Origin of the sequence: Aquipseudomonas ullengensis (assembly GCF_014174475.1) — a bacterium.
Lineage (GTDB): Bacteria > Pseudomonadota > Gammaproteobacteria > Pseudomonadales > Pseudomonadaceae > Aquipseudomonas > Aquipseudomonas ullengensis.
Window position 1 is genome coordinate 616,194 of sequence record NZ_JACJUD010000003.1, and the last position, 26,036, is coordinate 642,229.

The 26,036-nt window shown below is 64.5% G+C and carries 23 protein-coding genes; 8 read left to right on the top strand and 15 right to left on the bottom strand.

Annotated features, from left to right (window positions below):
• Positions 1–81 precede the first annotated feature (81 nt).
• On the bottom strand, positions 82–2,160 hold the full coding sequence (locus tag H3H51_RS12205; RefSeq protein WP_183089300.1) for a carboxy terminal-processing peptidase: 2,079 nt from the start codon (positions 2,158–2,160) through the stop codon (positions 82–84).
• 237 nt (positions 2,161–2,397) lie between these two features.
• On the opposite strand from H3H51_RS12205, the gene H3H51_RS12210 reads away from it, so the two are divergent.
• Positions 2,398–3,360, top strand: a complete 963-nt coding sequence (locus H3H51_RS12210) for an NAD(P)H-quinone oxidoreductase (RefSeq protein ID WP_183089301.1) — start codon at positions 2,398–2,400, stop codon at positions 3,358–3,360.
• 59 nt (positions 3,361–3,419) lie between these two features.
• Here the strand turns inward: H3H51_RS12210 and H3H51_RS12215 are convergent, their stop codons facing one another.
• The 6 genes from H3H51_RS12215 to minC form a co-directional block, all read right to left on the bottom strand.
• Positions 3,420–4,073 (bottom strand): HAD family hydrolase, encoded by a 654-nt coding sequence (locus H3H51_RS12215; RefSeq protein WP_183089302.1) that lies wholly within the window; start codon positions 4,071–4,073, stop codon positions 3,420–3,422.
• Positions 4,073–5,362 carry a M18 family aminopeptidase gene (locus H3H51_RS12220; protein ID WP_183089303.1) on the bottom strand — a complete coding sequence of 430 codons (1,290 nt, stop codon included), beginning with the start codon at positions 5,360–5,362 and terminating at the stop codon, positions 4,073–4,075. Before H3H51_RS12220 ends, H3H51_RS12215 begins: the two co-directional genes overlap by 1 nt.
• Before the next feature lie 151 nt (positions 5,363–5,513).
• Positions 5,514–6,149, bottom strand: a complete 636-nt coding sequence (locus H3H51_RS12225) for an RluA family pseudouridine synthase (RefSeq protein WP_183089304.1) — start codon at positions 6,147–6,149, stop codon at positions 5,514–5,516.
• A gap of 234 nt (positions 6,150–6,383) precedes the next feature.
• Complete coding sequence (gene minE / locus H3H51_RS12230) at positions 6,384–6,638, bottom strand: cell division topological specificity factor MinE (RefSeq protein WP_183089305.1); 255 nt, start codon at positions 6,636–6,638, stop codon at positions 6,384–6,386.
• Entirely contained in the window at positions 6,635–7,450 is an 816-nt protein-coding gene (gene minD, locus H3H51_RS12235; RefSeq protein WP_183089306.1) for a septum site-determining protein MinD, read from the bottom strand. Before minD ends, minE begins: the two co-directional genes overlap by 4 nt.
• Positions 7,451–7,551: 101 nt before the next feature.
• Positions 7,552–8,292: a septum site-determining protein MinC gene (gene minC / locus H3H51_RS12240; RefSeq protein WP_183089307.1), complete on the bottom strand. Its 741-nt coding sequence runs from the start codon at positions 8,290–8,292 to the stop codon at positions 7,552–7,554.
• Between the two features lie 111 nt (positions 8,293–8,403).
• On the opposite strand from minC, the gene H3H51_RS12245 reads away from it, so the two are divergent.
• Both H3H51_RS12245 and H3H51_RS12250 read left to right on the top strand, forming a co-directional pair.
• A complete protein-coding gene (locus H3H51_RS12245) occupies positions 8,404–9,336 on the top strand; it encodes a lipid A biosynthesis lauroyl acyltransferase (RefSeq protein WP_183089308.1) in 933 nt (310 codons plus the stop codon).
• 43 nt (positions 9,337–9,379) lie between these two features.
• A complete protein-coding gene (locus H3H51_RS12250) occupies positions 9,380–10,567 on the top strand; it encodes a patatin-like phospholipase family protein (protein ID WP_183089309.1) in 1,188 nt (395 codons plus the stop codon).
• Positions 10,568–10,696: 129 nt separating this feature from the next.
• On the opposite strand, the gene H3H51_RS12255 is transcribed toward H3H51_RS12250, so the two are convergent.
• From H3H51_RS12255 to H3H51_RS12270, 4 genes are all read right to left on the bottom strand, one after another.
• Complete coding sequence (locus H3H51_RS12255; protein WP_183089310.1) at positions 10,697–11,548, bottom strand: pirin family protein; 852 nt, start codon at positions 11,546–11,548, stop codon at positions 10,697–10,699.
• A 102-nt stretch (positions 11,549–11,650) separates the two neighbouring features.
• Positions 11,651–12,412: an MlaA family lipoprotein gene (locus H3H51_RS12260; RefSeq protein ID WP_407926500.1), complete on the bottom strand. Its 762-nt coding sequence runs from the start codon at positions 12,410–12,412 to the stop codon at positions 11,651–11,653.
• Positions 12,413–12,419: 7 nt separating this feature from the next.
• Positions 12,420–13,718, bottom strand: a complete 1,299-nt coding sequence (locus H3H51_RS12265; protein ID WP_183089311.1) for an alpha/beta fold hydrolase family protein — start codon at positions 13,716–13,718, stop codon at positions 12,420–12,422.
• A gap of 64 nt (positions 13,719–13,782) precedes the next feature.
• Positions 13,783–14,355, bottom strand: coding sequence for a hypothetical protein (locus H3H51_RS12270; RefSeq protein ID WP_183089312.1), 573 nt, complete (start codon positions 14,353–14,355; stop codon positions 13,783–13,785).
• A gap of 85 nt (positions 14,356–14,440) precedes the next feature.
• Between H3H51_RS12270 and H3H51_RS12275 the strand changes: the two genes are divergently transcribed.
• Positions 14,441–14,812, top strand: a complete 372-nt coding sequence (locus H3H51_RS12275) for a hypothetical protein (RefSeq protein ID WP_183089313.1) — start codon at positions 14,441–14,443, stop codon at positions 14,810–14,812.
• A gap of 57 nt (positions 14,813–14,869) precedes the next feature.
• Here the strand turns inward: H3H51_RS12275 and H3H51_RS12280 are convergent, their stop codons facing one another.
• The 3 genes from H3H51_RS12280 to H3H51_RS12290 form a co-directional block, all read right to left on the bottom strand.
• The gene (locus tag H3H51_RS12280) at positions 14,870–16,423 is read right to left on the bottom strand and encodes a glycoside hydrolase family 17 protein (RefSeq protein WP_183089314.1); all 1,554 of its coding nucleotides are present in this window, start codon (positions 16,421–16,423) and stop codon (positions 14,870–14,872) included.
• 77 nt (positions 16,424–16,500) lie between these two features.
• Positions 16,501–16,725 carry a DUF2061 domain-containing protein gene (locus H3H51_RS12285; RefSeq protein ID WP_183089315.1) on the bottom strand — a complete coding sequence of 75 codons (225 nt, stop codon included), beginning with the start codon at positions 16,723–16,725 and terminating at the stop codon, positions 16,501–16,503.
• Between the two features lie 110 nt (positions 16,726–16,835).
• Positions 16,836–19,025 (bottom strand): putative bifunctional diguanylate cyclase/phosphodiesterase, encoded by a 2,190-nt coding sequence (locus tag H3H51_RS12290; RefSeq protein WP_183089316.1) that lies wholly within the window; start codon positions 19,023–19,025, stop codon positions 16,836–16,838.
• A gap of 209 nt (positions 19,026–19,234) precedes the next feature.
• On the opposite strand from H3H51_RS12290, the gene H3H51_RS12295 reads away from it, so the two are divergent.
• The 4 genes from H3H51_RS12295 to H3H51_RS12310 all read left to right on the top strand — a co-directional run bounded on the left by H3H51_RS12295 (position 19,235) and on the right by H3H51_RS12310 (position 22,224).
• Positions 19,235–19,546, top strand: coding sequence for a DUF485 domain-containing protein (locus H3H51_RS12295; protein WP_183089317.1), 312 nt, complete (start codon positions 19,235–19,237; stop codon positions 19,544–19,546).
• Positions 19,543–21,201, top strand: a complete 1,659-nt coding sequence (locus H3H51_RS12300; RefSeq protein ID WP_183089318.1) for a cation acetate symporter — start codon at positions 19,543–19,545, stop codon at positions 21,199–21,201. The genes H3H51_RS12295 and H3H51_RS12300 overlap by 4 nt, the downstream gene beginning before the upstream one ends.
• Before the next feature lie 185 nt (positions 21,202–21,386).
• Positions 21,387–21,917, top strand: a complete 531-nt coding sequence (locus tag H3H51_RS12305) for an RBBP9/YdeN family alpha/beta hydrolase (RefSeq protein WP_183089319.1) — start codon at positions 21,387–21,389, stop codon at positions 21,915–21,917.
• Between the two features lie 85 nt (positions 21,918–22,002).
• On the top strand, positions 22,003–22,224 hold the full coding sequence (locus H3H51_RS12310) for a VF530 family protein (RefSeq protein WP_183089320.1): 222 nt from the start codon (positions 22,003–22,005) through the stop codon (positions 22,222–22,224).
• A 543-nt stretch (positions 22,225–22,767) separates the two neighbouring features.
• On the opposite strand, the gene H3H51_RS12315 is transcribed toward H3H51_RS12310, so the two are convergent.
• Positions 22,768–25,878 carry a transglycosylase domain-containing protein gene (locus tag H3H51_RS12315; RefSeq protein WP_183089321.1) on the bottom strand — a complete coding sequence of 1,037 codons (3,111 nt, stop codon included), beginning with the start codon at positions 25,876–25,878 and terminating at the stop codon, positions 22,768–22,770.
• Between the last annotated feature and the right edge of the window lie 158 nt (positions 25,879–26,036).

The following is a 26,036-nucleotide window of genomic DNA, read 5'->3' on the forward strand; positions in this document are numbered from 1 at the left end:
GTGGCTCTCGATAAAAACAAAGGGGCCGGTATTGCTACCGGCCCCTTATTTCACGACAGCGCTATGACGCTTTAATGACGGTCAGTGCTTGGCAACCGAGGTTTGCAGGCCCAGGTAGTCGAGCAGGATGTGGCCGCTCTCGCTCAGGTAGGCGTCGTCTTCCGGCTTGGTTTTCTCCGGTTCCTTGGGCACCTCGTCGTCGCTTTCTTCTTTCAGCTCTTTGAGCGGCTCCTGGCCCTTGGCGGTGCGGTTGGCGTTCTCCAGGGCCAATTGACGGGCTTCGATGCTGGCGTGCTGGGCTCGGCGCTTCTGCTCGTTGAGGCTGACGGTGGTTTCTTTCATCAGCTCCTGGGCCAGGGACAGGCGCTCGCGGGTCAGGACGAAGTCCGGATCGTTCTGGGTGCGCGCGTCGTGACGCTTGGTCAGCTCGGCCAGGAACGGCTTGTACGGGTTGTTCTCCGGGCCAATGGCCGGCTTGATGCTGTCCCACGGCATGGCTTCGGGCAGGGCGCTCTCGCCGATTTCCTTGGTGTCGACGGTATTCGGGTAGGCGATATCCGGCAGCACGCCCTGGTGTTGGGTGCTCTGCCCGGAAACCCGGTAGAACTTGGCCAGGGTCAGTTTCAGCTCGCCATGGTTGAGCGGCTGGATGGTCTGCACGGTGCCTTTGCCGAAGGTCTGGCCGCCGAGGATCAGGGCGCGGTGGTAGTCCTGCATGGCGCCGGCGAAAATCTCTGAAGCCGAGGCGGACAGGCGATCGACCAGTACGGCCATCGGGCCGTCGTAGAGCACGCCGGGGTCTTCGTCAGCCAGCACGTCGACTTCGCCATCGCTGTTGCGCACCAGTACGGTCGGGCCCTGGTCGATGAACAGGCCGGTCAGCTCGGTGGCTTCCTGCAGGGAGCCGCCGCCGTTGTCGCGCAGATCGATGACCAGGCCGTCGACTTTCTCTTTCTTCAGCTCGCCGATCAGGCGTTTCACGTCGCGGGTGGTGCTCTTGTAGTTCGGGTCCTGGGCGCGGTACGCCTTGAAGTCCAGGTAGAAGGCCGGGACCTTGATGATGCCGAGCTTGTAGTCGTGGCCCTCGTGTTTGAGCTTGAGTACCGACTTCTGTGCGGCCTGTTCTTCCAGCTTCACCGCTTCGCGGATGATGCTGACCACTTTGGTGGTCTGGTCGCTCGGTGCGTTGGTGGCCGGAATCACTTCCAGGCGTACCTTGGAGCCTTTCGGACCGCGAATCAGCTTGACCACTTCATCCAGGCGCCAGCCGATCACGTCGACCATTTCGCCGTCACCCTGGGCGACGCCGATGATCTTGTCCGCTGGGGCAACCTGCTTGCTCTTTTCCGCCGGGCCGGCCGGCACCAGGCGCACCACCTGAACGTACTCACTGGAGCTCTGCAGCACTGCTCCGATGCCTTCCAGGGACAGGCTCATGTTGATGTCGAAGTTCTCCGCGCTGTCCGGAGAGAGGTAGTTGGTGTGCGGGTCGTAGGTCTGCGCGAAGGCGTTGACGTAGGCCTGGAACACGTCCTCGCCGCTGGTCTGGTCGAGACGCGAGCGCTGGTTCTTGTAGCGCTTGGTCAACAGTTCCTGGATCGCTTTGGGCTCTTTGCCGGCAATTTTCAGGCGCAGGACTTCGTCTTTCACGCGCTTGCGCCAGAGGTCGTCCAGTTCGGCGTTGTCCTTGGCCCACGAGGCTTTCTCGCGGTCCACCAGCAGGCTTTCATCGACACTGAAATCGAACTGATCGACACCCTTGTCGAGCAGGCCGAGGGAGTAGTCCAGGCGTTCCTGGGCGCGTTGCAGGTAGCGCCGGTAGATGCTGAAGCCGGGCTCCAGATCACCACCTTTGAGGAAGTCGTCGAACTTCTTCTGCCATTGGTTGAACTCGGCGATATCAGCGGCAGTGAAGTAGCTGCGCGCCGGGTCGAGCATCTTCAGGTAGCCCTCATACACCTTCACCGAGCGGGAGTCGTCCAGCGGCGGTTTGTTGTAGTGATGGCGCTTGAGCAGTTCGACCACATTGAGGCTGGCAATCACCTGCTCACGGTCGGGTTGCAGATATTCCCAGCTCTCCGGGCCCGTCTTGGCGGCAGCCGGCAAGGCCTGGAGGCCGATGAGAAGGGCGAGTGCGGTACTGGGAAGGAAACGCTGCATAGTGATTCGACGCGATGGCAGTTGATAACGCATATTAGGCCGTATGTTCGGGCGCCGGTTCCATGCGAGCCTGGCGGCGCTAATGCAGAAACCCGGCGGCCAGCGGTCAGCGGGAAGACGGCGTCAGTATTACAGGCCCGGGAGCAGAAAATACTGTTCCCGCCTCGGCAAAAAACTGATGCGGCTGTCTTCCCCGGGCCTTGGCGTGCCGGGGGCTCAACTCACTATGGAGGCAGCATGAAGGCATTGCAAGGCGTTGAGGGGCAGTTGGAGTGGCGTGCGGAGCCCAGTCCTGTCTGCGATGTGGGGCAGGTCCGCATTCGGGTGGCGGCGGCCGGTCTCAATCGGGCCGATCTGCTGCAGCGCAGTGGTCTGTACCCACCGCCGCCAGGTGCCAGCCAGACTCTCGGCCTGGAATGTTCCGGGGTAATCAGCGAAGTGGGCGCGGGCAGCGCCTGGCAGGTGGGTGACCGGGTGTGCAGCTTGCTCGCCGGTGGCGGCATGGCTGAGGAAGTGGTGGTCGATGCCAGCCATGTCCTGCCGGTGCCCGAGGGTGTGTCGCTGATCGAAGCGGCGGCGTTGCCCGAGGTGTATGCCACGGCCTGGCTCAACCTGTTCCAGCTGGCCGGGTTGAAACCGGGCGAGAAGGTGTTGCTGCATGCTGGCGCCAGTGGCGTGGGCTCGGCGGCGATCCAGTTGTGCAAGGCATTCGGCAACCCTTGCTGGGTCAGCGTGGGTTCGGCCGAGCGCTTGGCCTACTGCGAAGGCCTCGGTGCCCAGGGCGGAGCATTACGCGGCGAGAGCCTTGACAGCCTGCGCGACTTTGCCCCGTTCGATGTGATTCTCGACCCGGTCGGCGCCGGCTATGCCGAGCTCAATCTGCAATTGCTGGCGCGCGATGGGCGCTGGGTGAATATCGGCCTGATGGGAGGCAGCAAGGCTCAGCTGGATATGGCCTTGCTGTTGGGCAAACGCATCCAGTTGATCGGTTCGACCCTGCGCAATCGCGATGATCAGTTCAAGGCCGATCTGCTGGCTGACCTGGCGCAGCATGTCTGGCCGCTGTTCGGTGAGGGGCGTCTTAAGCCGCAGCTTGAGCAGGCATTTGCGGCGAAAGATGCCGATGCGGCATTTGTCGCGCTGGCGAGCAACCAGGTGTCCGGCAAGCTGGTGCTGGTGATCGACGAAAGCCTGGCCTGATAGGCATGCGTGCGCCGCTGTAGGTGCGAGCAGCGCTCGCGCCTACAGCGGCGGGCAGGTTACTTCCAGCTGAGGATTTCCCAGCCCTGCTGCTCGGCGTGGGCCTTGAGCGTCGGGTCGGGGTTGACCGCGTGGGGATGTTCGACCAGCGATAGCAGTGGCAGGTCGTTGCGCGAGTCGGAGTAGAAGTGCGCGCCATCCAGGCTTTCGCCTTCGCTGGCCAGCCAGTCTTGCAGGCGCTGCACCTTGCCTTCGCGGTAGGTCAACACGCCCGAGGTCTGGCCGCTGTAGCAGCCATGTTGCTGCTCCAGGTCGATGGCCAGCACCTCTTCGACACCCAGGCGTTCGCCGATGGCGCTGACCAGGAAATGCGCGGAGGCGGAGATCACCAGCAGGCGGTCGCCGGCCGCGCGGTGCTTGGCCAGGTAGCGCATGGCGTCGCTGTAGATGATCGGTTCGATCACGTCTTCGACGAAGGGGCCGACCACGTAATCCACTTCTTCCGGGGTACGGCCTACCAGGGGCGACAAGGTGTAGGCCATGTAGTCTTCCATGGCCAGCTTGCCTTCGGCGTAGAGGGCCATCAGCTCCTCTTCCCGGCCGAGAAAGGACTCGCGATCGACCCACTGCAAGTCGGCCATGTGCTGGCACCAGAGGCTGGCGCAGTCACCGTGGATCAGGGTTTCGTCGAGGTCGAATATCGCCAGGGCCATTACGCCAGCTCCGGGCTGGCGTAGAAGGCGCCGAGCACTTTGACCAGGTGGGCCAGGTCATGGCTGCCGGCCAGTTCGCGGATCGAGTGCATGGCGAAGGTCGGCAGGCCGATGTCCACGGTGCGCACGCCGAGCTGGCTGGCGGTGATCGGGCCGATGGTCGAGCCACAGCCCATGTCGCTGCGCACCACGAAGCTCTGTACCGGCACTTCCTCGGCCAGGCACAGGTGGCGGAAGAAGCCAGCGGTTTCGCTGTTGGTGGCGTAGCGCTGGTTGCTGTTGACCTTGATCACCGGGCCGGCGTTGAGCTTGGGACCGTGGTTGGCGTCGTGCTTGTCGGCGTAGTTGGGGTGCACGCCGTGGGCGTTGTCGGCCGATACCAGCAGGGATTTCTGGATGGTGCGCACGAAGGCATCGCCATCCGGCAGCACGCGGCGCAGCACCTGCTCGAGGAACGGGCCGTCGGCGCCACAGGCCGAGCAGGAGCCGATTTCCTCGTGGTCGGTGCACACCAGCACACAGCTTTCATCACCCTCGGCATTCAGCAGCGCTTGCAGGCCGGCATAGCAGGACAGCAGGTTATCTAGGCGCGCGCCGGCGATGAAGTCCTGGTTGAGGCCTATCACGGCTGCGGACTGGGTGTCGTAGAAGCTCAGTTCATAGTCCAGTACCGCGTCGGCGGCGATGCCATGCTCGCTGGCTAGGCGGTCGGCGAGCAGGGCGCGGAAGTCGGCGCGCTCTTCGCCGGCGAGCTGGGCGAGGATCGGCGGCAGTTCGTTCTGCTGGTTGATCGGCCAGCCCTGGTTGGCCTCGCGGTTGAGGTGGATGGCCAGGTTGGGGACGATGGCGATTGGCAGTTCGAAGTCGATCAGCTGGCTCTGCACCTTGCCGCCCTCGCGGAAGGTTACGCGCCCGGCCAGCGACAGGTCGCGGTCGAACCACGGCGCGAGCAGGGCGCCGCCGTAGACTTCCACGCCAAGCTGGAAGAAGCCCTGGCGCTGCAGCTCGGGCTGCGGCTTGACGCGCAGGCAGGGGCTGTCGGTGTGCGCGCCAACCAGGCGCAGGCCGCCGTCCAGTGGCGCGCGATGGCCGAGACGGAAGGCGATGATCGAGGAGTCGTTGCGGGTCACGTAGTAGCGCCCGCCCGGCTCGGTCTGCCACGGCTCGCGCTCGTCCAGTGCCTTGTAGCCGGCGGCTTGCAGGCGCTGGGCCAGGCTGCGGGTGGCGTGGAAGGGGGTAGGCGAGGACTTGAGGAACTCGATCAGGCCTTGATTCAGCTCGGCGCGCATAACGGACTCCAGACAACGATGGCCGAGTTTATCGCACTGGCTTGGGGAAAGGAGCCCGGATGCGCATCCATGACGCCTGGGATTAGCAGCCTGTAGGAACGAGCTCTGCTCGCGAAGCTCTTGCGGGAGTCCGCTCCTACAGGGGCAGCGGTCAGAACGGCGCCGAGCACTCGAAACGCAGGCGCTCGCCGGTTTGCGGGTGGGTCAGGCTGAGCATGCTGGCATGCAGGCAAAGACGCGGCCAGGCGGCCAGGGCTTGTTCGTGGGCGTACAGGCCGTCGCCGAGCAGCGGGTGGCCGATGGACAGCATATGCACGCGCAACTGGTGCGAGCGGCCGGTGATTGGCGTCAGCTCCACGCGGGTCCAGTCACCGCAACGCTCCAGCACGCGCCAGAAGGTCAGGGCGTGCTTGCCCTGCTCGTGGTCGACTATATGGCGCGGCTTGGTCGGTGGGTCGTAGCGCAGCGGCAGGTCGATGCTGCCGCTGTCTAGTTCGGGCTGGCCCCAGCACAGAGCGGTGTAGGCCTTCTCGGTTTCGCGGTCGTGGAACTGGCGGGACAGCTCGCGGTGGCTGTCGGCGTCGCGGGCGAGGACGATGATGCCGGAAGTTTCCCAGTCCAGGCGGTGGACAATGCGCGCCTCCGGGTAGCCGTTTTCCTGCAGGCGGGTCACTAGGCAATCGCGGTTGTCTTCCGCGCGGCCGGGCACCGAGAGCAGCAGGGTGGGCTTGTTGATCACCAGCAGGGCAGGGTCCTGGTGGAGAATTTCGACATTCGACAGCGGCATAGGAGACCCAAAATGAAATGGCGGCCATTAAGGCCGCCATTGTTCAACATCAGTGCAGTGAAAGCGTAGCGAGCGAAGGTCAGGCAAGGCGAAATCAGGCGAAGAAGCGGAGTTTACATGCCGTAAATGAGCATTACTCGCTCTGCTCGCCCTTGCGGGTCGCCCCTTGGGCGCTCAGTGGCAAGCCACTGTCTGAGCCTGATTTCAACGCAGCATCACCGAGCGCAGTAGCTTTCACCGATCCGGCAGGGTGATGTTGAGTTCAAGAATGGAGCAGCTGCCCTGGTTTTCCAGCGCAACGTGCACCTGATCCTGCTCGATGTTGACGTACTTGCGGATCACCTCGACCAGTTCTTTCTGCAGGGCCGGCAGGTAGTCCGGCTGGCTGCGCTGGCCGCGCTCGTGGGCGACGATGATCGACAGACGCTCTTTGGCGATCGAGGCAGGGGTTTCCTTCTTGCGCTCGCGAAAGAAGTCAAAAATATTCATTCCCGGCCTCCAAACAGCCGCTGCAAGAGTCCTTTCTTCTGCACATCGAGGAAGCGATGCGGCACTTCCTTGCCCAGCAGGCGGTCAACGGCATCGCCGTAGGCCTGGCCGGCGTCGCTTTGCTCGTCGAGGATCACCGGGACGCCCTGGTTGGATGCCTTGAGCACCGCCTGGGATTCCGGGATTACGCCCAGCAGGTTGATGGCGAGGATTTCCTCGACGTCTTCCACGCCGAGCATTTCGCCCTTGGTCACACGCTCCGGGTTGTAGCGGGTCAGCAGCAGACGCTCCTTGATCGGCTCCAGGCCCTGTTCGGCGCGGCGCGATTTGCTCGCCAGCAGGCCGAGCATGCGGTCGGAGTCACGTACCGAGGACACTTCCGGGTTGGTCACGACAATCGCTTCATCGGCGAAGTACATGGCCAGGTGGGCACCGGTTTCGATACCGGCCGGGGAGTCGCAGATGACGTATTCGAAGTTCTTCGACAGCTCGTCGATGACCTTGCCCACGCCTTCTTTGGTCAGCGCGTCTTTGTCACGGGTCTGGCTGGCAGCCAGCACGAAGAGGTTTTCCAGGCGTTTGTCTTTGATCAGGGCCTGGGTCAGGGTCGCTTCGCCGTTGATGACGTTGACGAAGTCGTACACCACGCGGCGCTCGCAACCCATGATCAGGTCCAGGTTACGCAGGCCGACGTCGAAGTCGACGATCACGGTTTTGTGGCCGCGCAAGGCGAGGCCGGTACCGATGGCGGCGCTGGTGGTGGTTTTACCCACGCCACCCTTGCCGGAAGTGACTACGAGGATCTTGGCCAAGGTGATTCACCCCAAATATATGAAAAGGTCGGGCACTCCGAAGCCGCAAATACTGGCTTCCGGATGCCTTTTTGGTCCCTGAAAATTGGCCGCAGTATCCGTTAAAGGCGGGTGATGTTCAACACGTCACCCGACAGGCTGACCTGTACCGACTGACCCCATAGCGGATCGCGGCGCAAGTCTTCGGCGGTCTTGTATTGGCCGGCCACGGAGAGCAGTTCGGCGCCCATCTGCTGGCAGAAAATCCGCGCCTTGCCGTCGCCCTTGACCCCGGCCAGGGCACGGCCGCGCATGGGGCCGTACACATGGATGTTGCCGTCGGCGAGAAGTTCCGCCCCGGCGCTGACCGGTGCCAGGACCACCAGATCGCCGCCCTGGGCGTAGATCTGTTGGCCGCCACGCACCGGCGTGGTGATGATCCTGGTTGGTTTGACCGTCGGCTCGGCGGGCTTTTCCGGTTTTTCGACCTTCTTGCGCGTCTCCACAGGCTCGACCAGTTTTTCCCGTGCGCCGGAAGGCGGCAGCACCGGCAGGTCGAGGGCGTTGGCGGCGGCGATGTCTTCTTCGCGGTTGGCGCGGATGGCCAGGGTGCGCAGGCCACGGTTGCGGCACAGCTCCATCAGCTTGGCCAGGTCGAGGTTGCCTTCACCTTCCGGCAGCTTGTCCAGCGCCAACACCAGGGGGATGTTCTGGAAGAAGTTGGGGGCCTGGGCGACTTTCTCGGCCAGCTGCCGGTCCAGACGCTCCAGATCGTTATGCGCCAGCTCCAGCACGGTGATGGCCAGCATGCTGCCCTTGAGCTGGAACACGGGGTCTTGGTCGAGGAGGTCGGCTTGGCTCATGGTCTGTTCATGCGGTGGGATGGCGAGGACTTATAACGAGAAGCCTTCCCGGCCGCAAGCCGCGAGGACTTCTGTAGAATGCGCGGTTTGAATCTTTGCCCGGAATCATTCATGGAACGCCCGCAATTTCGTGCCTATTTCCTTCATCCGCGCTTCTGGCTGTTGTGGTTGGGGCTGGGGCTGCTCTGGCTGATGGTGCAGCTGCCCTATCCGCTGCTGCTGGGCCTGGGGCGCGGACTCGGCGCGCTGATGTACCGGGTGGCCGGTTCGCGCCGGGCGATTGCCGGGCGCAACCTGGAGTTGTGCTTCCCGCAGCTGTCGGCGGGCGAGCGTGAGAAACTGCTGAAAGAGAACTTCGCCTCTACCGGCATCGCCTTCTTCGAGATGGCCATGAGCTGGTGGTGGGCCAAGCCGCGGCTGGCCAAGCTGGCGCATATCGAAGGCCTGGAGCACCTGCAGCAGGCTCGCGACGAGGGGCAGGGAGTGATCCTCATGGCCTTGCACTTCACCACCCTGGAAATCGGCGCGGCGCTGCTCGGTCAGCGCCAGACCATCGACGGCATGTACCGCGAACACAACAACCCGGTCTTCGATTTCATTCAGCGCCGCGGCCGCGAACGCCACAACAGCGACGCCACGGCCATCGAGCGCGAAGATATCCGCACAATGCTCAAGGTGCTGCGTAACGGGCGCGCCATCTGGTATGCGCCGGACCAGGACTACGGCCCCAAACAGAGCATCTTCGTGCCGCTGTTCGGCATTCAGGCGGCCACGGTCACGGCCACCAGCAAATTCGCCCGCCTGGGCAAGGCACGCGTGGTGCCGTTCACCCAGCAGCGCCTGGCGGACGGCACGGGCTATCGCCTGGTGGTGCATCCGCCGCTGAGCGACTTCCCTGGCGACAGCGAAGAGGCCGATTGCCTGCGTATCAATCAGTGGATCGAGCAGTCGGTCAGCCAGCACCCCGAGCAATACCTTTGGGCGCACCGGCGTTTCAAGACCCGCCCCGAGGGTGAGCCGGCGCTGTACGCGAAGCGGCGCTGATGGGCGCCCCCTATACTGGCGAAAAGACCACTGGGGATTGTTCATGACGCAAGCCGACCGCTCCGACGCACCCGTGACCGGGTTGATTCTTTCCGGTGGCGGGGCCCGGGCGGCCTACCAGGTTGGCGTGCTCAGCGCCGTTGCTGACCTGTTGCCGAATGCGGCGCACAATCCTTTTCCGGTCATCGTCGGCACCTCGGCCGGGGCGATCAATGCGGTCGGCCTGGCCTGTGGCGCCTTGCACTTCACCGAAGCGATCCGCCGCCTGACCCAGGTCTGGCAGAACTTTCATTCCGATCAGGTCTACCGCACCGACTGGCCGGGCGTGCTGCGCCAGGCGGGGCGCTTTATTGGCCACAGCATGCTGGGGTTGGGTGCGGACCTGCCGGTGGCCCTGCTCGACAGCTCGCCGCTGCGCACCATGCTCGAGCGCGAGCTGGATTTCTCCGGGATCGCCGCCGCTGTGCGCATGCGCCAGTTACGCGCGGTGGCGGTGACTGCCTTCGGTTATGAGAGCGGCCAGGCGGTGACCTTCTACCAGGGGCGCGCGACCATCGACCCCTGGTTTCGTCATCGCCGGGTGGGCGTGCCGACGCGCCTGAGCCTGGATCATCTGCTGGCCAGTGCAGCGATCCCGTTGATTTTTCCGCCGGTGAAGGTCAATCGCGAATACTTCGGTGACGGCGCGGTACGCCAGTCGGCTCCGATCAGCCCGGCCCTGCACCTGGGCGCCAACCGCGTGCTGGTGGTCGGGGTCAGCGGTAATCCGGTTGGCCATGGCGCCAATCAGCAGGTGGTGCGACCGCGCAGCGGCAAGCCACCGACCCTGGCGCAAATCAGTGGGCACATGCTCAACAGCACCTTCATCGACAGCCTGGAGGGCGATATCGAGACGCTCGAGCGACTCAATCACATGAGCCGCCTGGTGCCGTCCGGCTTGCATCCGCGTGGCTTGGGGCTGAAACCGGTGGAGGTGCTGGTGATTTCGCCGAGCCAGCCGCTGGACCAGATTGCCGCACGCCATCGCCATGAGCTGAGCAAGTCCATGCGTCTGTTCCTGCGTGGCTCCGGGGCGACCAAGGCAAGCGGCGCAGGGGTGCTCAGCTACCTGCTGTTCGAGCCCGGCTACTGCAACGAACTGATCGAACTGGGTTACCAGGATGCAATGGCGCAGAAGGACGCGCTGATCCGCTTCCTCGGCCTGGCCTTGGCGGAGTCCGCCTCGGCCTGAGTTGATCGATGGGCGCGTGTGCGGTGGAAAATGCTTCGCAGTTTTCCACCCTACGCGAGGTTCAGGCGGGGTAGGGTGGATAACGCTCTGCTTATCCACCGCTGCGGCGCTGTGACACGCCACACGGCCTCAGGCCTCCGTCAGTACACCATCGCGAAAATCCCGCAGCGCCTGTTCGATTTCCTCACGGCTGTTCATCACGAACGGCCCGTATTGCACGATGGGTTCGTTCAAGGGCGTGCCGGCGATCAGCAGCCCCCGTGCTCCCGCCGCGCTGCCCATCTCGATAGCACCGTTGTCGCTCAGTCGGGCCAAACGGCCCTTGCCGACGGTATGGCCGTTCACCGCCAGTTCGCCCTCGTAGACATACAGCAGCACGCGCTGGCCATCGGCCAGGCGCGGGCTGATGCGACTGCCGGCTGGCAGGTGCAGGTCGAACAGCTGTGGCTGGGTCTGTGGGCGCTGCACGGCGCCGGCCTGTTGCACCTGGCCGTCGTCGAAGTGACCGGCGATCACGCTGACCGCCACGCCGCCTGCGCTGGTCAGGCGCGGGATTTCGCTGGGGGCATAGTCGCGGTAGCCAGCGGCGCCGAGCTTGTCCTGGCTGGGCAGGTTGAGCCACAGCTGGAAGCCGCGCATCACGCCTTCCTGCTGTTCCGGCATTTCGCTGTGGATGATGCCGCGTGCCGCCGTCATCCACTGCACGCCGCCATTCTCCAGCAGGCCGACATTGCCCAAATGGTCTTCGTGGCGCATGCGCCCTTCGAGCATGTAGGTGATGGTTTCGAAACCACGGTGCGGGTGCGGTGGAAAACCGGCGATGTAGTCGTCCGGGTTTTCCGAGCCGAACTCGTCGAGCATCAGGAAGGGATCGAAGCGCTCTATGCCGGCACCGCCGAACACGCGGGTCAGGCGCACGCCGGCGCCGTCCGAGGCGGGTTGGCCGATATGCTGGGCGAGGACTTGGCGGAACTGGGTCATGGGGCACCTCCGAATCTGGAATGTGCCCATGCTAGCCCTGTCGATTGAATGGATGGGTGCGAAATTCGCGCCATTTCAATCGACTTGCTCGATGCGTTTCGCTTATTCGGCGATCTGCAGCTTGCGCGCCTCGCGGTACACGTAGCGCACCTTCTCGTACTCGAACGGCGTGTTGAGCTGGCCGTAGCGGAAGTTGGTGGTGTGGCGCAGATCGACCACGCGCAGGGCAGTGATCTCCGGGTGGTCGCTGCTGACTTCGGCCACGTTGAGGAAGTTGATCTGGTCCTCGGCGACGAAGTCGAACACCTTGCCGCCGGTGTCGCGCAGGTTGGCGGGGCCGAGCAGCGGCAGCATCACGTACGGGCCGTCCGGCACGCCATAGAAGCCCAGGGTCTGGCCGAAGTCTTCGCTCTGCTTGGGCAGGCCCATGCGCGTGGCCGGGTCCCACAGGCCGGCGATGCCGATGGTGGTGTTGAGCAGCAGGCGCGCGGTGGTGTTCATCGAGCGCTTGCCCTTGAACTGCAGCAGGCTGTTGACCAGGTTGGGGATGTCGCCCAGGTTGCTGAAAAAGTTGCTCACGCCGCTGCGCACGAAGCGCGGGGTGACATAGCGGTAGCCGTCGACCACCGGCAGGAACACCCACTCGTCGAAGCGGTAGTTGAAGTGGTAGACCCGGCGATTCCACGACTCCCAGGGGTCGTAGACCTGCAGCGCATCGAGGCTGGCGCGCTCAAATTCGTGCTGGTTCAGGTGCGGGTTGAAGTTGAGTTGCTCCAGCGGGTTGGTGAAGCCGTCGGCATCAGGCTCCGCCTGGGCCAGACCGCTGCACAACATCAGGGCGAGCACGAGCGCCTGGCTCGAAATCCATTGCTTAGCCACGGAAGAACTCCAGCATGGCGTCGGTGTTGACGCGGTAGTTGAGGTTGCCGCAATGCCCGCCGTGCGGGTAAACGGTCAGCCGCTCGCCAAAGGTGCGGCGCAGGAAGCCGAGATCGCCAGGGCCGAGGATCAGGTCATCGGCGTTGTGCATCACGGCAATCTTCGGGCTGCTTTTCAGGTAGTCCTCGAGGGCGTACAGGCTGACCTGCTGGACCAGCTGGTCGATGCTGCCGCCGTCGAATTTCTTGCGCCAGTACGGGATCAGCTGCTCGGTCATGTAGCACTCGAAGTCGCACTGCAGGGCGCGCTTGAAGAACGGCGTAAGGCTGGTGCCCTGGGTGATCGGGTACTGCGGCGGGGTAATCAGGCCGCGGCGGTTGATCAGGTCCGAGGTGAAGGCGATGTCCGCCGAGGAGAAGCGGAACGAACTGCCGACCAGCATGGCCAGTTGCTCATTGGTGAGCTGCTGCTTGGAGTCCTGCAGGTCGTAGAGCAAGGCCTCGTCCAGCTCGACATGGCCCTTCTGCTGGAAGTAGCGGGTCAGCTTGCCGAGCACCAGTTCGAAATAGGTGGTCTTGTCGGTGACGCCGCGCGCCTCGCTCTGCACCAGACGGTCGAGGTTGCTCACCGAGGTGTACAGGTTGACTGGTGGGTTGAGCAGCAGCACATGCTTGAAGTTGAAACTGCGCAGGCTCTCGTCCAGCTTGCTGACGAAGGCTGCATGCAGGCCGCCGAGGCTGTAGCCGGTGAGGTTGTACTCGGTGGCCTCGAGGTCCGGGTGCTGGGCGCGCACGGCCATCATCACCCGGTACAGGTCTTCCGCATCTTCGCTGGAAATACCGGGCGTGGCAGCGCGCGAGGCGGCGCTCATGAAGTCGTAACTGGTCGGTGAGGACAGCTGCACCACGTGATAGCCGGCGCCATAGAACAGGCGCTTGAGGGCCTCGGTCTTGCCGCTGGCGTAGTTGGCGCCGGTGCCGGAGATGATGAAGATCAGCGGCGCAGGGCCATCCTGGCGGGCCAGGCGGTAGCGCAGCTTGGTCACCGGCCAGAAGTTTTCCGGCAGCTCGAACTCGCGTTCGGGGCGCAGCTTGAGGTCGTAGTCGGCCTGGTCGATCTGCTCATCGCTGGGCAGCTTGGGCCGCAGGTCGGGCGGGGTGCTGGCGATGGTGGCTTCGAAGGGGTTGGTGAGCGGGTAAGCGTATTTGGCGGCATCGATATCGGCGGCCAATGCAGGCACGGCGAAGATCAAGCCACCAAGGAGCGTGACAAGTGCGGTCAAGCGGGGCATGGACAAATCCTTTTGCTGAGGATGCTGCGAGTGAATACTGCGCCACTGACAAGTGCAAGCGTGGTCAGTTCATTCTCTCCAGCTTTTCGACCCAGACCAGTTCGCAGGCGCCCTCGCCGGTGTCGTCGCGGGTCAGTGAGCTGATCCACTGGAAGCCATCGTCGCCGTCCACCCGCACCAGTTGACCGCTCAGGGCGACCTGCTCGCCGGGTTTGACGCGCGCCAGCTCGGCGGCGACCTCGGCATTGGCCGGGATCATGTGCATGTTGGCGCTGTGGACTTCGATGTCGCGCCGGCTGATCGGGAATTCTGCGGTGCGCCAGCGGTACCAGCGGTTGCCCTGGCTGATGTCGATACGGCTGAGCACCTGCGGGTCGGCCATCGGCCCCCAGCCCAGGGCCAGGTCGATGGGCGAAACGTCGGCGCCCCGGTCGTAGCGATAGATTTCGCGCCCCAGTACGCGAGCCTGGAGCTGGAAGGGCTGCAGTGGGGTGATGCGGTATTGGCCCAGCCGGTAGGCCCCGTCCGGCTGGTACTGCACCGTATGCGACGGGCTGAAGTTCGGGCGCAGATGATCCCAGCCGAACCAGAAGGCGGCGAGCAGGGCGAGTGCGAGCAGCAGGTGGCGGTTGTTCATGCGGGATATTCTAGTGTCCCTTGCTTGCATTCAGGCGACAGCCGATTAAGCTGGGCGCCGCTTTTTCGACCACTGGAGTCGCCCGATGTCCCGTCCTTTTTCTTTACTGGTGCTGATGCTGGCCCTCTCGCTGTGGCTGGCGGCCTGCTATGGCGTGCGTTTCGCCCTGATGGAAGACGGCCAGTGGGTGGGCCTGTGCGCGGAACAGGCGCAGCGCTGGGAGTGCCAGGCACGCGCCGGGCTTGGTTGGCTGATCCACTTCCGGGTGATTGCCGGCGCAGCGCTGGCGCTGGCGGTTGTCGGGTTCCTGGTGCCGGCACGGGCGGGCAAGGTGCTGGCCCTGCTCGGCCTGTTCCTCGCGCTATCGGCTTTGGTGCTGTATAGCGCCAGCCTGGCGGTGTTTGCTGTGGTATTGGCGGGGCTGCGTCTGGTACGCAAGCCGGTGACTAGCGCCTGAGTTTTCTCCAGGCATGAAAAAGGGACGCCGCGGCGTCCCTTTTTTGTTGCCCGGCGGTTAGCCGCGCTTGAGGCGCAGGCTGCGCCACAGCGCGCCGAGCAGCAGCGTGCTGGTCAGTGCCCAGCCGATGGCTTGCTGGTTGAGCAGGCCTTCCTGGTACAGCTGGGGGGCGATGCCGGCGCCGAGCAGGGCGGCGAGCAGGGCGATCTCGCGACGCGGGCCGGCTACCGGGCGGCACAGGTAGACCAGCGCTGGCAGCAGCAGGGCGACGCTGGGGAAGCTGCGATAGCGCGAGTCGAACACCAGCGCCAGCATCATCACCGCGCCGGCGAAACCGGCAGCGGCCAGCCACCAGCCGGCACGGGCCTGCAGCCAGTTGTACAGGCGCTCACGGGCCCCTGCGCGAGCGGACAGGGCCAGCATGGCGTGCGCCAGGACGATCAGGTTGAGCGCCAGCAGCGCGGCGGCCCACAGCCACTCACCGACGAAGCGGCTGGTGATGCCGGCCAGCTCGGCCCAGCCGGCGATGCTGGTGGCGCCCAGGGCGGCCGTCAGCGGCAGCAGCAGGGCAGCACGCTTGGACGCCGGGCGACCGGCCAGGAGCAGGGCGGCAGCCCCGAGAATCAGGCTGGCGCCCAGCCACCAGGGCCAGTGCGGCAGGTTGGACACCGGGCCGGCGAGAATGCTTTTCTCTTGGCGATCGGCGTCGAACAGGCCCCAGTAGCCACCCACGGCGCCTTCGCTGTCGCGCTTCCAGGGCTGGTCGAAGGCTTCGATCAGGTTGTAGTGCCAGCCGTTTTCCTCGGCCATCTTGACGAAGCCACGGATGAACAGCGCCTCGTTGATCCGGCTCGGCAGGGCGGTTTCGCGCTGGCGGCCTTCGCTTGGCCAGCCGGTTTCACCGATCAGGATGTCCTTCGGCGCATAGGCCAGGCCGAACGAGTTGCGCACCCGGGCGACCTGCGCCAGTGCCTCTTCGATGCCGCTCGGCTCGTCTTCCCAGTAGGGCAGCAGGTGGATGGTGATGAAGTCCACCGCTGGCGCGACTTCCTTGTGCTTGAGCCAGAACTCCCAGACATCGGCGTAGGTGACCGGCTGCTTGACCTGGGCCTTCACTTCGCCGATCAGCTTGGCCAGCTGGGTGCCGGTGATTTCCTTGCGCAGCAGGGACTCGTTGCCGACGATCACCGCCTGGACCACGTCCGGGTTGGCGTTGGCGGCTTTCACCAGGGCGTCGATTTCTTTCTGGTTATCCGCCGGGTTGCCGTTGATCCAGGCGCCGAGCAGCAGCTTGAGGCCGTGCTTGCGGGCCATCTCGGGGACCATTTCGAGGCCGGTCATGGAGTAGGTGCGCACGCATTCGAAGCGCTTGGCCAGCAGGGTGAAATCGGTTTCCACCTGCTCGGGGCGAATGGTGAACGGCTGATCGAAGGGCGACTGGTCCTTGCCGAACGGCGTGTAGGACGCGCACTGCAGCTTGTGTTCGGGCGTGGCGGCGTCGGCCAGTTGCACCGGGCGGCCGATGCCGTACCAGATGGCGGCGAGCGCCACGATGGCGAGCAGGCTGGCGAACAGATAAGGGACAAACGGGAAACGGGGCGTGTGGCTCATGGTCGACTGCGCATGCGTGGCGGCAAAGCCGCGCATCTTAGCGGATCGCGACGTGCAGCGAACAGTTCGCCACTGTTTCAGGCGTGATGATGCAACCAGGCATGCTGCGGCATCGGCTCATTTACCTCGCTGTGGCTTTCGACTTTCTTCCAGATCTTTTCGTGGAAGAAGAAGCCCACCGAGTTGCACAGCGGCTCGACCACTGCCAGCAGGCCGCCCACGGCCACGCTGCCGGTCAGGGCGTACGCCACGCTGAAGGCAATGCAGAAGTGCATGAGGGTGAAGGTGATGGTCTTGAGCATGGCGGGCCTCGTTGAGAATTATTCTCCGTTGCTGTGCAGGCTAGTGCCCGCCGCGCCAATCCTGAAATGACCGCTCTTAATCGCGCGCATAGCCTCAGCCAATCGCCCGGTCAGCCGTTGCGCAGGGGCACCACGTTACTGGCACTGCGCAGGCGGAACTCCACCAGGAAGGTATCCAGCTCCGCCAGCGGCAGCGGTTTGCTCAGCAGGTAGCCCTGGATGAAGTCGCAGCCCACGCTGCGCAGGAACTCCAGTTGAGTCTCGGTCTCCACCCCCTCGGCCACCACCTTGAGGTGCAGGGGGTGGGCCATGCCGATGATGGCCTGGACGATCTGCTGGTCGGCGTTGCTGGTGGCAATGTCGAACAGAAAGGAGCGGTCGATCTTCAACGTGTCTAGCGGCAGGCGCTTGAGGTAGGCAAGGGACGAGTAGCCGGTGCCGAAGTCGTCGATGGAAATGCTCACGCCCAGGCCGCGAATGCGCTGCAGCAGTGACAGGGCCTGGTTGACGTTGCTCATCAGGGCGTTTTCGGTCACCTCCAGCTCCAGGCGTTGCGCGCGAATCCCGGAGCCGCGCAGGGCCAGCTCGATTTCCTCGGGCAGGTCATCGTGGCTGAGGTTGAGCGCCGAACAGTTCACCGCCACGCGCAACTCGGGAAAGCCGCACAGGCTGAGCTGGTGCAGCTCCTGACAGGCACGGCGCAGGACCCAGGCATCCAGTTCGGCGATAAAACCGTTGGCCTCGGCGATGCCGATGAAGCGATCCGGCGACAGCAGGCCCAGCCGTGGATGCTGCCAGCGCACCAGAGCTTCCAGTTTGCTGATCTCACCCGTGCACAGGTCGAGAATCGGCTGGTAGTGCAGGAGCAGCTCGCGGTCGTCTTGCAGCGCCTGGCGCAGTTCGTCTTCCAGTTCCAGTTCGATGCTGGCCTTGTTCTTCAGGTGCGAGCTGAAGAAATGCACCGAATTGCGCCCGCTGCCCTTGGATTGGTAGAGGGCCAGGTCGGCATGCTTGAGCAGTTCGTCGCAACTCTCGCCATCCTGGGGGAACACGCTGATGCCGATGCTGGTGGTCATCACCATGTGCCGGCCGCTCAGGCTGATCGGCTCCTTCATCCGCTGCATGATGCGCTGCGCCAGGTTGCGCGCCTCGTCCTGGGTGTTCATGCCGACCAGCACGCAGAATTCGTCGCCACCGAAGCGGGCGATCACGTCCTGGTCGCGCAGGGTGCTGCGAATGCGTTCGGCCATTACCTTGAGCAGCTCGTCGCCGGCATCGTGGCCGAGGCTGTCGTTGATCCGCTTGAAGTGGTCGATGTCGAAGAACATCACCGCCAGCATCTGCTGCGTACTGGCATGGCTGCGCAGGCGTTCGGCGAACAGTTCGTTGAACGCACGGCGGTTGAGCAGGTTGGTTAGCGGGTCGAAGTGCGCCACTTTCTGCAGCGAGGCGCGCGCCAGGTCGAGCTGGCGGACCAGGCTGTTGACCCGCAACAGGTCGTGTTCCTTGCTTTGCAAACGTCGGTCGGCCCAGGCGGCGCCAAGGCCGCTGCCGATGCTGAGCAGGGCGATCAGGGCCACGCTCAGGGCCAGTTGCAGGCTGTTTGCCGTGCTTTGCAGGCTCAGCGGGGTGCCCTCGGGCACCACCATGTCCAGCGCCCACATGCCGGTGAAGTGCATGGAGACGATGGCGCCGCCCATGATCAGGCTGGCCAGCAGCTTGAGCAGTTCATGCAGCAGGTCGTGGTGGTCGCGAAAGAACAGTGCCAGTTGCAGGGCCGCCAGGCTGGCGAAGAAGGCGATCGCCACCGACAAGGCGAACAAGGCCGGCTGGTAATACAGGGTGGCGACGGAGCGGATCGCCGCCATGCCGATGTAGTGCATCAGGGCGATGCCCAGGCCAATGCACAGGGCGGCCTGCAGGCATTGGCGCAGGCTTGGCTTGGGGTGCCCGAGGGGCTTCATGGCCAGCAGGGCGGCGGTCAGCACCACCAGGAAGGAGATGATCGTGGTGGGCAGGTCGTAGCGAATGGCGATGGGCGCCTCGAAGGCGAGCATGGCGACGAAGTGCATGGACCAGATGCCGCCACCCAGGCACAGCGCGCCGACGGCCATCCAGTTGCGCCGGGCGGCGGCGCGCTCGGCGTGGGTCACGCGGTTGGCAATGCTCAGCGTGGCGTAGCTGGCGGCGCAGGCCACGACATACGCCAGCAGCACCAGGCCCCAGGTGTGCTTGCAGTCGAGGAGGAGCTGGCCGGTCTCGGGCCGCTCGAACAGTAAACCCATGCCCAGCCATTCCATAGCATCAAGTCCTCACGCCGCTGATGGGGTGGATGCCTGTGTCCCGGAAAACCAGTATAGCCAGCCACGCCCAGTAGCAAGCCGGCGGGCCACGGGGCATGCGGTCTGTGACGGTATTCGGGGTGGGCTACGACTAAGGTCGTCTGTTGGTTCCTGGTGGTCGTTCTAGAGTGAACTCACCCATAACCCATGCTGTGGAGACAACAACAATGAATGACAGCATTTACAAACGGATTGAACAGAATCCGCGCTTCCAGGAGCTGGTCGCCAAACGCGAACGCTTCGCCTGGACGCTCTCGGCCATCATGCTCGGGCTGTACGTGGCCTTCATCCTGCTGATCGCCTTTGAACCGCAACTGCTCGGCACCCGCATCAGCGCCGACTCGCCGATCACCTGGGGCATTCCCATGGGCATCGGCCTGATCCTCTCGGCCTTCGTGCTGACCGGCATCTACGTCCAGCGCGCCAACGGCGAGTTCGACAACCTCAACCAGGCCATTCTCGACGAGGTGCAGAAATGATCGCGCGCATCCTGACTGCCATCGGCCTGATGGCCGCATCTCCGCTGTTGTGGGCGGCGGGTGCCATCGAAGGCGAAGTGCAGCGCCAGCCGCTGAACATCGCTGCCATCGTCATGTTCGTCGTCTTCGTCGGCGCGACCCTGGGCATCACCTACTGGGCCTCCAAGCGCAGCAAGTCGGCGTCCGACTTCTACACCGCCGGCGGCGGCATCACCGGTTTCCAGAACGGCCTGGCGATTGCCGGTGACTACATGTCGGCGGCGTCCTTCCTGGGGATTTCCGCGCTGGTATTCGCCTCCGGCTATGACGGCCTGATCTACTCGATCGGCTTCCTGGTCGGCTGGCCGATCATCCTGTTCCTGATCGCCGAACGTCTGCGCAACCTGGGCAAGTACACCTTTGCCGACGTGGCCTCGTTCCGCCTCAAGCAGACCGAGATCCGCACCCTGTCTGCCAGCGGTTCGCTGGTGGTGGTGGCCTTCTACCTGATCGCGCAGATGGTCGGCGCCGGCAAGCTGATCGAGCTGCTGTTCGGCCTCGACTACCACGTCGCGGTGGTTCTGGTCGGCATCCTGATGGTGCTCTACGTGCTGTTCGGCGGCATGCTGGCGACCACCTGGGTGCAGATTATCAAGGCCGTGATGTTGCTCTCCGGTGCCTCGTTCATGGCGCTGATGGTGATGAAGCACGTCGACTTCGACTTCGCTCGCCTGTTCACCGAAGCCATTGCCGTACACCCGAAAGGCGAGGCCATCATGAGCCCCGGCGGTCTGGTGAAAGACCCAATCTCGGCGATTTCCCTCGGCCTGGCACTGATGTTCGGTACCGCTGGCCTGCCGCACATCCTGATGCGCTTCTTCACTGTTTCCGACGCTAAAGAAGCTCGCAAGTCGGTGTTCTACGCGACTGGCTTCATCGGTTACTTCTACATCCTGACCTTCATCATCGGCTTCGGCGCGATCCTGCTGGTCAGCACCAACCCGGCCTTCAAGGACGCCACCGGCGCCCTGCTCGGCGGCAACAACATGGCCGCTGTGCACCTGGCCAACGCGGTGGGCGGCAGCTGGTTCCTCGGCTTCATCTCGGCCGTGGCCTTCGCCACCATCCTCGCGGTGGTAGCCGGCCTGACCCTGTCCGGCGCCTCGGCGGTGTCCCACGACCTGTACGCCTGCGTGATCAAGAAAGGCAAAGCCAACGAGAAGGATGAGCTGCGCGTTTCGAAGATCACCACCGTGGTACTGGGAGTGCTGGCCATCGGCCTGGGCATCGCGTTCGAGAAGCAGAACATCGCCTTCATGGTCGGTCTGGCCTTTTCCATCGCGGCAAGCTGCAACTTCCCGGTACTGATCCTTTCCATGTACTGGAAGAAACTGACCACCCGTGGCGCCATGATCGGCGGCTGGATGGGCCTGATCACCGCGGTTGGCCTGATGATCCTCGGCCCAACCATCTGGGTACAGATCCTCGGCCACGCCACCCCGATCTACCCCTACGAGTACCCGGCGCTGTTCTCCATTGCTGTGGCTTTCATCGGTATCTGGTTCTTCTCGATCACCGACAAGTCCGCTGCAGCCAGTGACGAACGTGCGCTGTTCTACCCGCAGTTCGTGCGCTCGCAGACTGGCCTGGGTGCCAGTGGTGCTTCCGCTCACTGATAAACGCTACTTCTGTGTGATTTGGGCAGCCTGCGGGCTGCCTTTTTTTTGCGTTGTATCCGTTGGCTGGTGATGCCTCCGCTGCGCTCCCTCATAGCCTGGTGGTGGCCTGAAAGCCCCGCGCTTGAGCTGCTGCGCTTGCTCTGGCATGGTGCGGGCAGAGCAATCGGCACAAGGCGTTGGCAATGAGCACGAGATTTCTGATCCTCCCCGGTTATGGCAACTCCGGCCCCACGCACTGGCAGAGCCTCTGGCAACAGGGCGACGCGCAGTTTCGCCGGGTCGAACAGCAAGACTGGCTGAACCCGGTGTGTAGCGACTGGGTGGCGGCGCTGGAGCAGGCCGTGGCCGACAGCGGGGCGGACACCGTGCTGGTGGCCCATAGCCTGGGTTGCAGCCTGGTGGCGCACTGGGCTGCGCAGACCCGCCTACCGATCCGTGGCGCCCTGCTGGTGGCCCCGCCCGACCCGCAAGGCCCGGCGGCCGAACTCAACCTGCAGGGCTTCGCGCCGTTGCCGCCGCAGGCGCTCGGCTTCCCCAGCCTGCTGGTGGCCAGTAGCGACGACCCCTATGGCAGCCTGGACTACGCCCGTGCCGCCGCGCAGTGCTGGGGCAGTCGTATGCAGATCATTGGTGCCTATGGCCATATCAACGGCGACAGCGGCCTGGGCGACTGGCCGCAGGGTAGGGCGCTGCTGCAAGCGTTGCTGGCGTAGGTCGTCGGCCAGGCGCTGAAACGGCTGACGCCGCGTGGACTTGTTGCTAACGTGGCGCCCCCGCCACTTCCTGCGCAGAATCGTCGTGACCGAACAAGCCAAGAACCCGCTGCATGGCATCACCCTGGAAAAACTGCTCACCGAGCTGGTCGATCAGTACGGCTGGGAAGGCCTGGCCAAGCGCATCGACATTCGTTGCTTCAAAAATGACCCGAGCATCAAGTCGAGCCTGACCTTCCTGCGTAAGACGCCCTGGGCGCGTACACAGGTCGAGGAACTGTTCGTGGCCATGCGCAGCAAGGGCTGAGTGCGGCGCTGCATCATTACCTCAGGATGCTGGCTTTCCCTCTCGTCATCCTCGCGCAGGTGGGACAGCGGCTCCATCGCTGAACAGCGCTTGCGCTGGCCCGAAGGGGGATCATCCAGTGCCGGCAACTCCGCGTGTCCCGTGTCTGCGCGCCGCCTGAAGCAGCCTGGGTCCCCGCCTGCGCGAGGACGACGGGAGTAGGGGAGGCTCTGCGCGGGCTGCAGGCTACGTAGGGTGAATAACGCTCTGCTTATCCACCATAACGGCCCCGCAAGCAGCTTCATTCGTGCCGAGAGGCGTGAATTTTTCTAGCCCGTCATCCTCGCGAATGCGGGACAGCGGCTCCATCGCTGAACAGCGCTTGCGCTGGCCCGAAGGGGGATCATCCAGTGCCCGGCAACTCCGCATGTCCTGTATTTGCACGCTGCTTGAAGCAGCCTGGATCCCCGCCTGCGCGAGGACGACGGGGTAACGGGCGGGGCTCTCAGTTCATCAGTTGAGCGACAGCCCACCCTCGGTTCCTCATGCCAACCTACGGCAACCCTAGCCCCTGCGTGCCTGCAATGCGCTTGGCGGTGCCGCGCACAGGCTGTTTCTACCTGGCTCCAGGTAGGGCGTGAGGATCGGCGCCATGCCCTTGAGCACCTGCACCGGCAAGGCCGAGGTGAAGCGGAAGCCTTCCGCCGCCTGCCCCGGTACGAAGGCGGTGAGGGTGCCGAAGTGCCGTGGGCCGAGGTAGAAGACGAAGGTGGCCGTACGGTTGATCGCCCGTGAGCTGAGTACATGGCCGCCACGGGTCACGCTCTCGATGCGGTTGTCGCCGGTACCGGTCTTGCCGCCCATGGTCAGCTTGCTGCCGTCGGCCAGGCTGAAGGTGCCGGACAGGCGCCGCGCGGTGCCGGCTTCCACCACTTGCGACAGGGCTTCGCGCAAGGCCGCGGCCACCTCCGAAGGCAGCACCCGGGCGCCTTGTTGCGTGTCATGCCGTAGCTGCGTCTCGTAGGGCGTGGCGGTGGCGAACTGCAGGCTGTCGATACGCACGCTGGGCTGGCGCACGCCGTCGTTCTGGATGATCCCCATCAGCTCGGCCAGGGCCGCCGGGCGATCGCCTGAGCTGCCGATGGCCGTGGCCAGCGACGGCACCAGGTGATCGAAGGGGTAGCCCACCTGCTGCCAGCGCTGGTGGATGTCGAGGAAGGCTTCGACTTCCAGCATGGTGCGGATGCGGCTGTCACGGGCGCTCTTGTGGCGGGTCTTGAACAGCCAGCCGTAGACCACCTGGCGCTGCTCGGCGCTGGCCGCCACGGCATCCTTGAAGCGGGCTTGCGGGTGTTCGATCAGGTAACCCAGCAGCCACAGCTCCAGCGGGTGCACGCGGGCGATATAGCCCTGGTCGGGCAGGCTCCAGGCCCCTGGGCCGTAGTCCAGATAGAGCTGATGGATGCGCTTGTCGGTCAATTTTTCCTGGGGCACATGGGCTTCGAGGAAGGCGGCGAAGGTGGCTTCGTCGACTTCCGGCATCAGGTAACGGTGCACGGCGGCCAGGCGCACGGCGGTGTGGCGCAGGCCGTCGAGGAAGGTGTCGAGGCGTTCCTGGGCGCTCTTGCCCTGGTACTTGTGCCAGAAGCGCAGGAGGAAGGTGGTGCCCTCGCGATCGGCAAAGCGCTTGAGGTAGTCGGCGCGCTGCGGGTGCTTGTCGTCCTTGAGCAGCTCGGCGCTGTTGCTGGTGCCGTGGTAGGTGCTGTAGCGCACCAGGTCGCGCAGCAGGCGGATGAAGGGCAGGTTGATCGATTCGCGCAGCGCCTCGCGCAGGGTCGGGATGCGCCCGTTGTCCTCGCGGCGGAAGTTGCTGAAGCTGTGCACGCCGCCGCCGGTGAAGAACCGCTCGTAGGGGCTGGCCGAGTATTTGCGATCCAACGCCGCGTCGAGCAGGGCCTTGAGCCCCGCTTGCGGGTTGGCGATCAGGTAGTCCAGGGCCCAGCGGGTCAGGTGATCCTGCGCGGCCACCTCGACGGTGCGCAGCGCCTCGACACTTTGCCCGGCATAGCGCTGGTGCAGTTCGGCCATTACCTGCAGGTAGGTGGTCAGCACGCGCAGCTTGGCGGTGGAGCCCAGTTCCAGCTTGCTGCCTTCGTTGATGTCGAACGGCTGGTCGGTGCTGTCGGTCTGTACCCGCACCCGCGCGCCATCGGCGGTGCGTTCAAACAGGGTGAAGCTGTAGCGCACGTCGGCGGTCTTCTCCGGTGACAGCAGGCGCTCGCCATACAGGCCGACCTGCTCGGCGAAGGCCGGATCGGCCAGCTTGCGCAGGTAGTCGCTGACCTGCTGCTGCAGGTCGGCGTTCAGCGTGCTGCTGGCGGCCAGGTCGAGGCGGTCGAGGTCGTACAGCGGCAGGTTGAGCAGGGCGGACAGGCGCGAGCGCGCCACGCTGACGCCCTTGTTGCTCTCCACCGGTTGCATCGCCGGCTGCTGGCTGAGGTCGCGAAAGCGCAGGCGCTGGGCCAGGGCCGCGTCGCGCAGCGTCCAGCTGATCACGCCACCGGCGGCCAGCACGCGGATATGGCTGTCGGTCAGGATTTCCAGCTCCTTGCGCCCTTGCGCCAGGTAATAGGACGGCCGGCGCTGGGCGATCATCAGCGCCAGCACCTGGCGCAGCGCCTGGCCGCGTTCGGCGCTGTTGGCCAGCGGGGTGCGGGCCGGATCGAGGAGCAGGTTGACCCGCGTGAAGTCGGCGCCGAACCACACCCGCAAGCCATCGGCCAGGCCGTGCACCTCGCCATAGCCGGGCGCGGCGGAGAGCGGCACGCTGTTCAGGTAGTCACGCACAATCGCCTGGCGTGCGGCCAGGGTGTCCGGCCCCTGTTGGTAGGCGCGCATGCTGGCGGAAATCATCTGCCGCAGTTTTTCCATGGCCGAGAGGGTCAGGCCATCCGGCGAATGGCGGTACTTCTCCAGCTGGGTGGCCAGGGTGCTGCCCCCGGCGGATTGTTCCTGGACAGCGAAACTCTTGCCCAGTTGCGACAGCGCCGCCTTGGCGAAGCGCGGCCAGTCCACAGCCGGGTTGGCCTGTGGCGGGTCGGCGTCGAGCAGGTGGCGGTTTTCGATGAACAACAGGCTGCCGGCGATCAGCGGGGGAATCTCGGCAAAGCTGCCATACAGCTGCTGCGGGCTGCGGAACTGGTACAGCCGGAGGTTGCGGCAGTCACTGATGGTCAGCCCGGCCTGGCTCTTCTCGATGAAGGGAGGAAAGAAGCCGCGCTGGCTATAGTCGAGCAGCGTGGGGGAGAAGCGCACCTGCTCGGTGATCAGGTAGCTGCGTTGCTGCAGGCGTTCCAGCAGCAGGGGCAGGTGGGCATAGCCCAGGCGCTTGTCGAACGGGCCATCGCTGGGAAAGTGAATCGCCTCGCTGGGGGCAGGAAGCCGTTCATAGGTCAAGCGCGCGGCGTAACGCCCGAACTCGCGGGCCTGCCAGTGTGCGGTGCGCAGCTCGTGGGCCACGGCCAGGCCGAGGGCAATCAGGGCGGCAAGCAGGATCAGCCAGAAGGCGATCTTCCATTTGCGTCGCGGCCTGGGGTTTTTCGGCGAATAAAGAGGCTCAGGAGCGCTCTCGGCGAGCGCGTTCTGCGGTGCGTCGGATTGCCATAAAGCGCCCATGATGGTGTGGCCTGGCTACACACGAAGCTTGCTCATGATTCAAGCGTAGTCGGCTGTCAGGGCAGTTGTTCACGAACTTTTTACCCAGTGGCTGAGGTGCCCGAGCCCAGCTGCACCTCGTCGGCCGGTGCGAACGGCGGCAGCCACGCGCGGGCCCA